The organism is Nocardioides sp., from assembly GCF_036374615.1.
GTDB lineage: Bacteria > Actinomycetota > Actinomycetes > Propionibacteriales > Nocardioidaceae > Nocardioides.
In genome coordinates, this window is the sequence record NZ_DASUTK010000015.1 from 1 (window position 1) to 12,799 (window position 12,799).

At 70.7% G+C, this 12,799-nt stretch carries 12 protein-coding genes; 9 read left to right on the plus strand and 3 right to left on the minus strand.

Features of this window, described 5'->3' with window-relative positions; all coding sequences use genetic code 11:
• Complete coding sequence (locus VFZ39_RS00700; protein WP_330863793.1) at positions 1-390, minus strand: VOC family protein; 390 nt, start codon at positions 388-390, stop codon at positions 1-3.
• A gap of 211 nt (positions 391-601) precedes the next feature.
• Here VFZ39_RS00700 and dnaE point away from each other — a divergent pair, with 211 nt between their 5' ends.
• The 3 genes from dnaE (at position 602) to VFZ39_RS00715 (ending at position 6,379) form a co-directional block, all read left to right on the plus strand.
• Positions 602-4,135 carry a DNA polymerase III subunit alpha gene (dnaE, locus tag VFZ39_RS00705; protein WP_330863794.1) on the plus strand — a complete coding sequence of 1,178 codons (3,534 nt, stop codon included), beginning with the start codon at positions 602-604 and terminating at the stop codon, positions 4,133-4,135.
• Positions 4,120-4,659 (plus strand): hypothetical protein, encoded by a 540-nt coding sequence (locus VFZ39_RS00710; RefSeq protein ID WP_330863795.1) that lies wholly within the window; start codon positions 4,120-4,122, stop codon positions 4,657-4,659. The genes dnaE and VFZ39_RS00710 overlap by 16 nt, the downstream gene beginning before the upstream one ends.
• Before the next feature lie 88 nt (positions 4,660-4,747).
• Complete coding sequence (locus tag VFZ39_RS00715) at positions 4,748-6,379, plus strand: hypothetical protein (RefSeq protein WP_330863796.1); 1,632 nt, start codon at positions 4,748-4,750, stop codon at positions 6,377-6,379.
• On the opposite strand, the gene ybaK is transcribed toward VFZ39_RS00715, so the two are convergent.
• Both ybaK and VFZ39_RS00725 read right to left on the minus strand, forming a co-directional pair.
• Positions 6,380-6,871 (minus strand): Cys-tRNA(Pro) deacylase, encoded by a 492-nt coding sequence (gene ybaK / locus VFZ39_RS00720; RefSeq protein ID WP_330863797.1) that lies wholly within the window; start codon positions 6,869-6,871, stop codon positions 6,380-6,382.
• A 3-nt stretch (positions 6,872-6,874) separates the two neighbouring features.
• On the minus strand, positions 6,875-7,540 hold the full coding sequence (locus VFZ39_RS00725; RefSeq protein WP_330863798.1) for an LON peptidase substrate-binding domain-containing protein: 666 nt from the start codon (positions 7,538-7,540) through the stop codon (positions 6,875-6,877).
• A 34-nt stretch (positions 7,541-7,574) separates the two neighbouring features.
• Between VFZ39_RS00725 and VFZ39_RS00730 the strand changes: the two genes are divergently transcribed.
• The 6 genes from VFZ39_RS00730 to VFZ39_RS00755 all read left to right on the plus strand — a co-directional run.
• Positions 7,575-8,441, plus strand: a complete 867-nt coding sequence (locus tag VFZ39_RS00730; RefSeq protein WP_330863799.1) for an alpha/beta fold hydrolase — start codon at positions 7,575-7,577, stop codon at positions 8,439-8,441.
• Positions 8,442-8,475: 34 nt separating this feature from the next.
• Positions 8,476-9,780 (plus strand): histidinol dehydrogenase, encoded by a 1,305-nt coding sequence (hisD, locus tag VFZ39_RS00735; RefSeq protein WP_330863800.1) that lies wholly within the window; start codon positions 8,476-8,478, stop codon positions 9,778-9,780.
• Positions 9,777-10,901, plus strand: a complete 1,125-nt coding sequence (locus VFZ39_RS00740) for a histidinol-phosphate transaminase (protein WP_330863801.1) — start codon at positions 9,777-9,779, stop codon at positions 10,899-10,901. Before hisD ends, VFZ39_RS00740 begins: the two co-directional genes overlap by 4 nt.
• A complete protein-coding gene (gene hisB, locus VFZ39_RS00745; RefSeq protein ID WP_330863802.1) occupies positions 10,898-11,503 on the plus strand; it encodes an imidazoleglycerol-phosphate dehydratase HisB in 606 nt (201 codons plus the stop codon). The genes VFZ39_RS00740 and hisB overlap by 4 nt, the downstream gene beginning before the upstream one ends.
• Positions 11,500-12,135, plus strand: a complete 636-nt coding sequence (gene hisH / locus VFZ39_RS00750) for an imidazole glycerol phosphate synthase subunit HisH (protein WP_330863804.1) — start codon at positions 11,500-11,502, stop codon at positions 12,133-12,135. Before hisB ends, hisH begins: the two co-directional genes overlap by 4 nt.
• 134 nt (positions 12,136-12,269) lie before the next feature.
• The coding region (locus tag VFZ39_RS00755) for a HisA/HisF-related TIM barrel protein (RefSeq protein ID WP_330863803.1) at positions 12,270-12,799 on the plus strand (530 nt) is incomplete at its 3' end.

Consider the following 12,799-nt stretch of genomic DNA (forward strand, 5'->3'; position numbering starts at 1 on the left):
TCACGCCTGCTTGGTCTCCCAGAGCCCGATCAGGTTGCCCTCCGGGTCGGTGAAGTACGCCGCGAAGCCCATGTCGCCGACCGGCGTCTTCTCGCCGATGGGCTGCCCGCCGGCATCGGCGACCTGCTTCAGAGCGTCGTCGATGCTCGGCACGTCGATGACGATGTTGGGGCCCTTGCCGGGGAAGTCGTCGCTGCGCTGGAACATCCCGCCGTTGATGAACCCGGGCTCGGTCGGCCCGGTCTCCTGGTCGGTGGGGCCCGTGGACACGATCGTGTACTGCATCTCGGGCATCTCCATCAGCTGCCAGCCGAAGACCGAGCCGTAGAACTCGCGAGCGCGGGCCCCGTCGTCGAACGGAACCTCGAAGTGGACCACCTTGCCGCTCATGTCTGCCTCCCTCGGTACGGCGCCACGCCGCACGTCTCGAGCAAACTCCTCCCGGAGGCACCCGTCAATGCCGCTGTCACCGTGTCCTGCAACGATCACCCGGACGGCTGTCGTAGGCTTCAGATCCTTCCCCCAGCAACACCCGATGCCGCCGGCGTCGTGGTCGCAGCAGTGTGCCCGTCCGACCCCGAGGGGAGTGCCACCACCACCGATGGCTGGACCGTCCGGCGACTCCTTCGCCCACCTCCACGTGCACACCGAGTACTCCATGCTCGACGGCGCTGCCCGGCTCGACGACCTCTTCGCGCGCACCGCCGAGCTGGGGATGGACACCATCGCGATGACCGACCACGGCAACGTGTTCGGCGCGTTCGAGTTCTGGTCCAAGGCGCGGCAGCACGGCGTGAAGCCGATCATCGGCATGGAGGCCTACTTCACGCCCAACACCTCCCGCTTCGAGAAGAAGCGGGTGCGGTGGAACGACGGCGGTGACGACGACGTCTCCGGCTCGGGCTCCTACACGCACATGACGCTGCTCGCCGAGAGCACCCCGGGCATGCACAACCTGTTCCGGCTCAGCAGCCGGGCCAGCATGGAGGGGTTCTTCTACCAGCCGCGGGCCGACCGCGAGCTTCTCAGCGAGTACGCCGACGGCCTGATCGCGACCACCGGGTGCCCGTCGGGCGAGGTGCAGACCTGGCTCCGGATCGGCGACTACGGCAAGGCCCGGCAGGCGGCCGCCGACTTCCAGGACATCGTCGGCAAGGACAACTACTTCCTCGAGCTGATGGACCACGGCCTCTCCATCGAGCGCCGGGTCCGCGACGACCTGCTGCGGCTCAGCCGCGACCTCGCGATCCCGCCGATCGCGACCAACGACTCCCACTACGTGCTGCGAGAGGACGCCCCGTCCCAGGAGCATCTGCTGTGCGTCTCCTCCGGCAGCGTCATGAGCGACCCCAAGCGGTTCAAGTTCGACGGCGACGGCTACTACATCAAGTCCGCCGCCGAGATGCGCGACCTGTGGCGTGACCTCCCCGAGGCCTGTGACAACACGCTGCTGGTCGCCGAGCGCTGTGACGTGCAGTTCACCGAGGGCAACGGCACCTACATGCCGGTCTTCCCGGTGCCCGAGGGCGAGAACGAGACGTCCTGGCTGGTCAAGGAGGTGGAGAAGGGCCTCCACCACCGGTACCCCGGAGGCGTGCCCGACGACGTCCGCAAGCAGGCTGAGTTCGAGATCGGCGTCATCACCCAGATGGGCTTCGCCGGGTACTTCCTCGTCGTCGCCGACTTCATCAACTGGGCCAAGGACAACGGCATCCGGGTCGGTCCTGGCCGCGGCTCCGGCGCGGGCTCGATGGTCGCGTACGCGATGCGGATCACCGACCTCGACCCGCTGAAGCACGGCCTCATCTTCGAGCGCTTCCTCAACCCCGACCGCGTCTCCATGCCCGACTTCGACATCGACTTCGACGAGCGCCGGCGGGGCGAGGTGATCCGCTACGTCACCGAGAAGTACGGCGACGACCGCGTCTCCTACATCGTCACCTACGGCACCATCAAGGCGAAGCAGGCCGTCAAGGACTCCTCCCGGATCCTCGGCTACCCGTTCGCCATGGGCGAGCGGATCACCAAGGCGATGCCGCCGGCGGTGATGGGCAAGGACGTCCCGCTCAAGGAGCTCTTCAACGCCGAGCACAAGCGGTACGGCGAGGGCGGGGAGTTCCGCGGCCTCTACGACGCCGATGCCGACGTGAAGAACGTCGTCGACACTGCCATCGGGATCGAGGGGCTCAAGCGGCAGTGGGGCGTCCACGCCGCCGGCGTGATCATGTCCCGCGCGCCGCTGCTCGACGTGATCCCGCTGATGAAGCGGCCGCAGGACGGCGCGATCATCACCCAGTTCGACTACCCGACCTGCGAGCGCCTCGGCCTCATCAAGATGGACTTCCTGGGGCTCCGCAACCTCACCGTCCTCGACGATGCGCTGCACAACATCGAGATCAACCGGGGCGAGACGGTGGTGCTCGAGGAGCTCACCCTCGACGACCCCGCGACGTACGCGTTGCTCCAGCGCGGTGACACGCTGGGCGTCTTCCAGCTCGACGGCGGCCCGATGCGGGCGCTGCTGCGCTCGATGCGCCCCGACACCTTCGCCGACATCTCCGCGGTGGGCGCGCTCTACCGACCCGGCCCGATGGGCGCCGACTCCCACAACAAGTACGCCCGCCGCAAGACCGGCCGTGAGCCGGTCGAGGCGATCCACCCCGAGCTGGCGGAGCCGCTCGAGGAGATCCTCGGGGAGACCTACGGCCTGATCGTCTATCAGGAGCAGGTCATGGCGATCGCCCAGAAGCTCGCGGGCTACAGCCTCGGACAAGCAGACATCCTGCGCCGGGCGATGGGCAAGAAGAAGAAGGCGGAGCTGGACAAGCAGTTCGAGGGCTTCTCGGCCGGCATGATCGAGCGTGGCTACTCGCCCCACGCCGTCAAGAAGCTGTGGGACATCCTGCTGCCGTTCTCCGACTACGCGTTCAACAAGGCCCACTCCGCGGCGTACGGCCTGGTGTCGTACTGGACCGCCTTCCTCAAGGCCAACTACCCGGCCGAGTACATGGCCGCGCTCCTGACGTCCGTCAAGGACGACAAGGACAAGATGGCGATCTACCTCAACGAGTGTCGCCGAATGAAGATCCAGGTCCTGCCGCCCGACGTCAACGAGTCGCAGGCGACGTTCACGCCGGTCGGCACCGACATCCGGTTCGGCCTCACCGCGATCCGCAACGTCGGCGCCAACGTCGTGTCCGCGATCGTGGCCGCGCGCGAGGAGCACGGCCGGTACGTCGACTTCAACGACTTCATGAGCAAGGTGTCGGCCCTCGTCTGCAACAAGCGGGTGATCGAGTCCCTCATCAAGGCCGGCGCTTTCGACGACATGAAGCACTTCCGGCGCGCGCTGGTGCAGGTCCACGAGACCGCCGTCGACCAGTACGTCGACATCAAGCGCAACGAGGCGATCGGCCAGGACTCCCTGTTCGACGGTCTCGGCGACGACGGCACCAGCGGCTTCGGGATCTCGGTGGCGATTCCCGACATCGCCGAGTGGGACAAGATGACGCTGCTGGGGCACGAGCGCGAGATGCTGGGGCTCTACGTCTCCGACCACCCGTTGCTGGGCCTCGAGCACCTGCTCCAGCGCGGCACCGACTGCAGCATCGGTCAGCTGATGCTCGACGAGGAGCGGGCCGACGGTTCCCCGATCACCATCTCAGGCCTGGTGACGTCGGTGCAGCGCAAGATCACCAAGCGCGGAGACACCTGGGCCCTGGTGACGCTCGAGGACCTCGACGGCGCGATCGACGTTCTGTTGTTCCCGAGCAGCTACCAGCTGGCGAGCACCTACCTCAACGAGGACGCGATCATCACCGTCCGCGGCCGGCTGTCGCGCAGCAAGGACCAGCCGGAGGTGCATGCCCAGGAAGTCACGGTGCCGGACCTCACCGACGGGCCGAGCGGCCCGGTCGTGATCTCGCTGCCGTCGACCCGCTGCACCGCGCCGGTGATCGACCAGCTCAAGGAGGTGCTCGGCACCCACCCGGGCGTCACCGAGGTGCAGCTGAAGCTGCTCTCGCGTGACTCCACGAAGGTGCTGCGGCTCGCCGACGGGCTCCGGGTCACGCCGTCACCCGCCTTGTTCGCCGACCTCAAGCAGCTGTTGGGGCCCGGGTGCCTGCAGGGCTGACAGAGGCCGACCAACCGACCCGCCACCTCTCGGCGTGGTGGGTCGTGCGCGACGTCCTCGTCGTGCTGGCAGCATGCGCCGCGGCTGGTGCCCTGGCCGGCGTCGTGTGGGAAGCGTGGTGGACCCCGCCGGTCGGCGTCGTGCGCGACCAGGCGTGGTACCTCGACTTCTTCCAGAGCCGCGACCTCTTCTCGGCCACGGCTCTGTACGTCGTGGTCGGCGTGGTCGGGGGGCTGCTCGTGGGTGCTGCCAGCGCCTTCTTCGTCGACCGGGTCGAGCTGCTCACGCTCGCCACCGTGGTCGTCGGGTCGCTGCTGGCCGGTTGGCTGATGCTGCAGGTCGGCTCCGCCCTCGCGCCGCCCGACCCGCACGCCCTCGCCCGTACCGCGGCGGAGGACACCAGGTTGCCCGGAACGCTCGAGGTGTCGGGCACCTGGCCGCGCGGGGCGTTCCCGGCAGGGGCGATGCTCGGGGTCGCGGCGATTTATATCGGTCTGACAGCGAGTCGCAGGTCTCCCACGTAGCCTGGGGACGCGCTGGGTAGGGTCCGGATGCGGAACCGGCGCTGACCGGCAGCCGTCTCAGCTTCACGAACTCACACGGGGAGACCTCATGTCCACCACCACACCGCCGCCGGCCGGGCCGGGCGGTCCCGAGTACCTCGAGCACGGCGGCGGCGAGCCGCTCGGCCCGTCCGGCGACCACGGTGCGGGCGGCGGACGCCGTACCGCGCTGGTCGCCGGCGGCGCGGTCGCCGCGCTGCTCGCGGTCGGTGGTGGCGTGTGGGCGGCCATGTCGTTCTTCGCCAGCGGACCTCAGCCCTCGGAGGCGCTCCCCGCCTCGACCGTCGGCTACGCCAGCGTCGACCTGGACCCCAGCGGTGGTCAGAAGATCGAGGCGTTCCGGATGATCGAGAAGTTCCCGGCGCTCGAGAAGGAGCTCGGCGGCTTCGACGCCGACGACGACATCCTCGAGAAGGTCTTCGGCGACCTCGAGGACGAGTGCGAGGGGCTCAGCTACACCGACGACGTGAAGCCGTGGCTCGGCCACCGGTTCGCGGTCGCCGCCGTCGACCTGGGCGAGCGGATGCCGACCCCGGTCGGCGTGGTGCAGGTCAAGGACGCCGGGGCGGCCGAGGACGGGCTCTCGACGCTGCGCGAGTGCGGCGGTTCGGATGTCGGCGGTTGGGCGATCGACGGCGACTGGGCCGTGATCGCCGAGACCGACGAGCTGGCGGAGAAGGTCGTCGCCGCGACCTCCGACGGCACGCTCGCGGACGACGCGACGTTCCAGAAGTGGAACGGTGAGCTCGGCGACGCGGGTGTCCTGAACCTGTACGCGTCCCCCGACGCCGGGAAGCTGATGCTCGAGGCGATCGGCTCCTGGCCGTTCGGTGCCTTCGACACCTCGCTGACTTCCGAGGGCGCCACCGACATGCCTGAGCAGGATCTCCCCGAGGAGATGACCCAGGCGCTCGAGGAGTTCCAGGGGATGGCCGCCACGTTGCGCTTCGACGACGGCGCGCTGGAATTCGAGGCTGTCGGCGCCGCAGGTGATGACGAGATGGCGAACCTTGCGACCGACCGTGGCGACGACGTGGTGAGCACCCTGCCCGAGGACACCGCCGCCGCCATCGGATTCGGGTTCCCCGAGGGCTGGATGGACGAGGTGCTCGAGCGGGCAGCGGCGATGTCCGGTGGCGACATGACCGAAGCGGACCTCGCGGCAGAGTTCGAGGCGCAGACCGGCCTGACCGTCGACGACATCGAGACCCTCTTCGGCGAGTCCGCGGCGGTGTCCCTCAGCAGCAGCATCGACCTGGAAACCCTCTTCAACTCCTCCGACGGCAGTGACGTCCCGATCGGCGCGAAGGTGCAGGGCGACGCGGCAGCGATCCAGGACGTCGTGTCCCGGCTCGTGGAATCGCTCGGTGGCCCGCCGGAGGCGTTCGGCACGGACGCCGAGGGCGACCTCGTCGCGATCGGTCCCAACGCCGACTATCGCGGCGAGCTGCTCGAGGACGGCGGGCTCGGTGGGACCGACGCCTTCCAGAACGTCGTGCGCGAGGCGGATCAGGCCAGCGCGGTCCTGTTCGTCAACTTCGACGCCGGTGACTGGCTGACCTCCCTGGCGGAAGGTGACCAGGAGGCGGCCGAGAACCTCGAGCCGCTGCAGGGACTGGGCATCAGCACGTGGACCACCGACGAAGGTGCGCACGGCATCGTCCGGCTCACGACCAACTGATCAGTCCCGGCTGATCCGGTCCGTGATCGCCTCGGTGATCCCGATCAGGTCGCCCGGGACCAGCTCGAGCTCGAGGCCCCGGCGACCGGCGGACACGAAGATCGTCGGGTGGTCCATGGCCGAGGAGTCGAGCACGGTGCGCAGCCGGCGCTTCTGCCCGACCGGCGAGATCCCGCCAGCGACGTACCCGGTGGCGCGCTCGGCGTCGGCGACGTTCGCCATCACCGCCTTGCTCCCGCCCAGTGCCCTGGCCAGCGCCTTGAGGTCGAGCTGGCCGGTCGCCGGGACGATCCCGACCACGAGGGTGTTGTCGAGGGAGGCCAGCAGCGTCTTGAACACACGCGCGGGGTCGACCCGCAGGGCGGTGGCGGCCTCCAGCCCGTACGACGTGGCCCGCGGGTCGTGCTCGTACGAGTGCACGGTGTAACTCACGCCGGCTCGGTCCAGCGCCACCGTCGCGGGGGTTCCGCCCCTGCCTCGCTTCCTGGACATCCTTCAGTTCGGCGACCAGCGGGTGCGTGCCACCTCGGTCGCGGGCAGTGAGGGGATCACGTTCATCGCTCGCAGCTCCGTGCGGAGCAGGTCGGTGACGAGGATCAGTCGCTCCGAGGGGTCCTCCGCCTCGAGCAGCGACTGCCGGTCGGGCAGGGGGAGCGGCGCCAGTGCGGCGAGCGTCCACGACAGGTACGTCGGGTCGTCCGGCAGCTGCGACGGGTAGGGGTCGCCGCGGATATCCGCGAGCGCCACCCGGTAGGCGGTGAACATGGCGCGGGCCCGCTCCACCAGCTCGGGGGGCACCGGCGGGCCGGTCTCGGGCCGGGCGTGGACCTCGCCGAGCGGGAACGGCCCGCTGGCGTCGAGCCGCTCGAGCTCGATCCGGTCGAGGCCGACCGCCACCAGATTGAACGTGCCGTCGGCGTGCGGCTCGACCTCGGTCATGCGCACCCGGCAACCGACCCGGTAGAGCGACTGGGCGCCGTGGTCGCCGACCTCGTAGCCCTCGCGGATCGCCACGGAGCCGAACACCCGGTCCGTGGGGTTCGGGACGCGCAGCAGGTGGTGGACCAACGCGCGATAGCGGTCCTCGAACACGTGGAGCGGCATGCTCACGCCAGGGAAGAGCACGAGGTTCAGGGGGAACATCGGCAGGGCGTCGCTCACGTTCTCGACAATAGACTCCAGCGAGGGAGGATCGATGCACGTCGACGCGAACGGGACGCGGCTGTGGTTCGACGTCCACGGCCCGCAGCTGGTGCCGGACGGTCCGGAGCTCCGGCGGCGGCCGACGCTGCTGCTCGTGCACGGCGGTCCGGGCAGCTTCGACCACTCGTACTTCAAGCCCGACTTCGACGTCCTCGCCGACGACGCCCAGGTCGTGTACCTCGACCTGCCGGGGCACGGCCGGTCCAGCTGGGAGGGGACGGACGCTTGGACGCTCGAGACGTGCGCGGACGACGTCCGGGCGTTCTGCGACGCGCTGGGCATCGCATCGCCGGTGGTTCTCGGCCACTCGATGGGTGGCCCGATCGTGCTCCTGTACGGCGCTCGCCACCCGGGCCACGCCGGTGGGCTGATCGTGCAGTCCGGGTTCGCGCGGTGGGACGCGGCCCGGCTGGTCGAGGGTTTCCGTGCGGTCGGTGGCGACGTCGTCGCCGAGCTGGCGCGACGCAGCTACGCCGGCGAGGACGTGTCCGACCCGGAGTGGGACCAGGTGTACGCCGCCTTCGGACCGCATCTGCCGGATCCCGGGCTCCGCGCGAACGTCCCGGTCAACCGCGATCTCAGCGAGCGTGGGATGGACCTGATCCGCGCGGTCGACCTCGTCGACCAGCTCAGCCGGGTGACCTCGCCGGTCCTGGTGAGCGTAGGCGAGCTCGACCCGGTCACGCCGGTGGGCGCCGCGGAGGAGGTCGTGGCCGCACTCCCTGCGGGCAGCGTGCGGCTCGACGTCGTCCCGGGCGCGGGCCACTTCACATGGCTCGACGCACCGGACCGGGTGTTCGCGTCGTACCGGCGCCTTCTCGGTGAGGTGAGCGCGGCGTCCACGCCCGAGCACGCGTGAGGGCAGCGACCGGGGCGCTCCCTAGAATCGAGTGGTGATCCGCCGCATCGACCTCCGTGGGGCCGCCGGTCCCGTCGACTACCGCGCGGTGCTGCCGCGCGCCGAGCTCGACGTCGAGACCGCGGGTCATGCGATCCGGCCGGTGCTGGAGGCGATCCGCACCCGGGGCGTCGAAGCCGTGCTGGAGTACGGCCGGCAGTTCGACGGTGTCGACCTCGACGACATCGCGGTGCCGGACGCAACGCTCCACGCGTCGCTCGACCAGCTCGACCCGGCCGTCCGCGCCGGGCTCGAGGAGTCGATCCGGCGGCTGCGCGCCACGTGTGAGGCCGAGCTCGAGCGCGACGTCACCACCCAGGTCGCGCCCGGAGCGGTGGTGACGCACCGCAAGACCCCGATGCGTCGGGTCGGCCTGTACGTTCCCGGCGGGCTCGCGCCGCTCGTGTCCAGCGTCGTCATGAACGTGGTGCCCGCTCAGGTCGCGGGGGTCGGATCGATCGCGCTGGCCAGCCCGCCCCAGCGGGCCCACGGCGGACTGCCGGCTCCCACGATCCTGGCCGCGTGTGCGCTGCTCGGCGTCGACGAGGTGTACGCCGTCGGGGGTGCTCAGGCGGTCGGCATGTTCGCCTACGGCGCCGGTCCGTGCCGCCCGGTCGATCTGGTCACCGGACCGGGCAACATCTACGTCGCCGCCGCCAAGCGCCTGGTACGCGGCGTGGTCGGGATCGACTCCGAGGCCGGCCCCACCGAGATCGCGATCCTGGCCGACGCCAGCGCCGACCCGGCGTACGTCGCTGCCGACCTGATCAGCCAGGCCGAGCACGACCCGTCGGCCGCCAGCGTGCTCGTGACCGACTCGGAGCGGCTCGCCGACGACGTCGTCGTCGAGCTCGAGAAGCAGGTCCACGAGACGCGTCACGTCGGGCGGATCACGACCGCCCTCGGTGGCCCGCAGTCAGGAGTCGTGCTGGTCGACGACGTCGAGCACGGGCTCGGTGTCGTCAACGCCTACGCCGCCGAGCACCTCGAGATCCACACCCGCGACGCCGCGACGGTCGCCGATCGGGTCCGCAACGCGGGCGCGATCTTCGTCGGGCCGTTCGCGCCCGTGAGCCTCGGCGACTACGCCGCCGGTTCCAACCACGTGCTGCCGACCGGCGGCTGCGCCTGCCACTCCTCGGGCCTGTCGGTCCGCTCGTTCCTGAAGTCGGTGCACGTCGTGGAGTACACGCGCGACGCGCTCGCCGACGTGGCCGACCACGTCGTCACCCTGGCCGAGGCCGAGGACCTGCCCGGCCACGGCCGCGCTGTGACCGTGCGGCTGGACGACCCCCGATGAGCCAGGGCAGGTGGCCCCCGCTGCGTGAGGAGCTGCGGGGGGTCGAGCCGTACGGCGCACCACAGCTGTCTCGCGAGCAGGCGCCGGTGCAGCTCAACGTCAACGAAAACCCGTACGGCCCGAGCCCGGCATGCGCCGCCGACATCGCGCGGGCGGTGGGCGAGGCTGCGGCATCACTCAACCGGTACCCCGACCGCGAGCTGGTCGCGCTGCGCGAGGCGCTGGCGGCGTACCTGAACCGGTCGGGCGGATCCGGCATCACCTCCGACATGGTGTGGGCGGCCAACGGCTCGAACGAGGTGATGCTGCAGCTGCTGCAGGCGTTCGGCGGGCCGGGTCGGGTGGCGCTGAGCTTCGCTCCGACGTACTCCATGTACCCCGAGTACGCCCGCGACACGGTCACCGGCTGGATCGTCGGTCACCGCGAGCAGGACTTCAGTCTCGACCTCGACCACGCCCGGGCGCTGGTGGCGGAGCGGCGGCCGAGCGTGGTGCTGCTGCCGAGCCCCAACAACCCGACCGGGACCGCGCTCCCTCACGAGGCGGTGGGTGCCCTGTGCGAGGCCGTGGAGGACGGGCTGGTCGTCATTGACGAGGCGTACGGCGAGTTCCGGCGGGCCGGCACGCCCAGCGCGCTGGAGCTGCTGCCGTCGTACCGCAACCTGGTGGTGACGCGCACCATGAGCAAGGCGTTCGCCCTGGCAGGTGCCCGACTCGGCTACCTCGCGGCGGACCCGGCGATCTGTGACGCGGTCCGGGTGGTGCGGCTGCCGTACCACGTCTCCGCCGTCACCCAGGCCACCGCGCTCGCCGCGCTCGACCACGCCGACGAGCTGCTGGCCCGGGTCGACGACCTGCGCGCCGAGCGCGACCGCACCGTCGAGTGGCTCCGGGCGCAGGGACTGTCAGTGGCCGACAGCGACGCCAACTTCGTGCTGTTCGGGAGCTTCGCCGACCGGCACGCCGTGTGGGGGGCGTTGCTCGACCGCGGCGTGCTGATCAGGGAGACCGGACCGTCCGGATGGTTGCGGGTGTCGGTGGGTACCCCGTCGGAGATGCGATCATTTCGAACGGCCCTCACCGAGGTGCTGGGAACTGTGTCGACGAAGGAGGGGCCATGAGCCGCACCGCCAGCCTGGACCGGCAGACCACCGAGTCCAAGGTCCACGTCGAGGTCGACCTCGACGGCAGCGGCCGACACGACGTCTCCACCGGCGTCGGGTTCTACGACCACATGCTCACCGCCTTCGCGCGTCACGCGCTCGTCGACCTGGTGGTCCACACGTCCGGCGACACCCACGTCGACGCGCACCACACCGTCGAGGACACCGCGATCGTGCTCGGCGAGGCGATCCGCGAGGCGCTCGGCGACAAGGTCGGCATCCGCCGGTTCGGCGACGCCACCGTGCCGCTGGACGAGGCGCTCGTGCAGGCGGTCGTCGACGTGTCCGGGCGCCCCTACTGCGTCCACACCGGCGAGCCGGACGGCCAGGCGTACGTCGTGATCGGGGCCGACCCAGGCTTCTCGGGCTCGCTGACGCGGCACGTGTTCGAGACGCTCGCGTTCCACGCCCACCTCGCGCTGCACGTCCGGGTGCTGTCCGGCCGCGACCCGCACCACCTGGTCGAGGCGCAGTTCAAGGCGTTCGCCCGCGCGTTCCGTGACGCCGTGGCGATCGACCCGCGCGAGACCGGGGTGCCCTCGACCAAGGGAACACTCTGAGCTCCGTCGTCGTCCTCGACTACGGGTCGGGCAATCTCCGCTCCGCCGTACGCGCCCTCGAGCGGGCGGGTGCCGACGTCACCCTGACCTCGGACTTCGACGCCGGGCTCGCCGCGGACGGCCTGGTCGTGCCCGGCGTGGGCGCGTACGCCGCGTGCATGGCCGGGCTCCGGGCGGTCAAGGGTGACCGGCTGATCGGGCGCCGGCTCGCAGGTGGCCGGCCGGTGCTCGGTATCTGCGTCGGCATGCAGGTGCTGTTCGAGCGCGGCGTCGAGCACGGGGTCGAGACCGAGGGGTGCGACGAGTGGCCGGGCATCGTGGAGCGGCTCCAGGCGCCGGTCGTCCCGCACATGGGCTGGAACACCGTCGACGTACCCACGGGCTCGACGCTGTTCGCCGGTGTGGAGGGGGAGCGGTTCTACTTCGTGCACTCATACGGCGTGCGCGACTGGACCCTCGTCACCAACGACCGGACTCGCGCGCCCCTGGTCACGTGGGCCGAGCACGGGGGCGACCGGTTCGTGGCCGCGGTCGAGAACGGCCCCTTGTGCGCCACCCAGTTCCACCCCGAGAAGTCCGGCGACGCCGGCGCGACCCTGCTCCGCAACTGGGTCACCTCCCTCCCCCGTTGAGTCGTGGGTTTGCGGCACTCGAGTGGCGCGTCCGCGGCAGTGCCGTGCCGCACGCGCGCGACTCGACTGCCGCACGCGCGCCACTCGACGGGACGGGTGAGGGGGAGGGGACGGACGCAACTACCCTCGACGCCGTGAGCGCCTACCTCGAGCTGCTGCCTGCCGTCGACATCGCCGGCGGCCAGGCGGTGCAGCTCGTTCAGGGCGTCGCGGGGTCCGAGAAGCGGTTCGGCGACCCGGTCGAGGCGGCCCTGCGGTGGCAGGACGCCGGGGCGGAGTGGATCCACCTGGTCGACCTCGACGCGGCGTTCGGCCGCGGCCACAACCGGGAGCTGCAGGCCGAGATCGTCGGCCGCCTCGATATCGACGTGGAGATGAGCGGCGGGATCCGCGACGACGAGTCGCTGCACGCCGCCATGGCGAGCGGGTGCCGCCGCGTCAACATCGGCACCGCCGCGCTCGAGGAGCCGGAGTGGTGCGCAGCGGCGATCGCGGAGTACGGCGACCGGGTGGCAGTCGGGCTCGACGTACGTGGTCGGACGCTGGCGGCCCGGGGCTGGACCCGCGAGGGCGGTGATCTCTACGACGTGCTGGCGCGGCTGGACGGCGAGGGATGTGCCCGGTACGTCGTCACCGACGTCAACAAGGACGGGATGCTCCAGGG

Excerpts from the sequence above, each read along its gene's own strand:
- VFZ39_RS00700 (WP_330863793.1), bottom strand. The coding sequence starts at position 390 with ATGAGCGGCAAGGTGGTCCACTTCGAGGTTCCGTTCGACGACGGGGCC.
- dnaE (WP_330863794.1), top strand. The coding sequence starts at position 602 with ATGGCTGGACCGTCCGGCGACTCCTTCGCCCACCTCCACGTGCACACC.
- VFZ39_RS00715 (WP_330863796.1), top strand. The coding sequence starts at position 4,748 with ATGTCCACCACCACACCGCCGCCGGCCGGGCCGGGCGGTCCCGAGTAC.
- ybaK (WP_330863797.1), bottom strand. The coding sequence starts at position 6,871 with ATGTCCAGGAAGCGAGGCAGGGGCGGAACCCCCGCGACGGTGGCGCTG.
- VFZ39_RS00730 (WP_330863799.1), top strand. The coding sequence starts at position 7,575 with ATGCACGTCGACGCGAACGGGACGCGGCTGTGGTTCGACGTCCACGGC.
- VFZ39_RS00740 (WP_330863801.1), top strand. The coding sequence starts at position 9,777 with ATGAGCCAGGGCAGGTGGCCCCCGCTGCGTGAGGAGCTGCGGGGGGTC.
- hisB (WP_330863802.1), top strand. The coding sequence starts at position 10,898 with ATGAGCCGCACCGCCAGCCTGGACCGGCAGACCACCGAGTCCAAGGTC.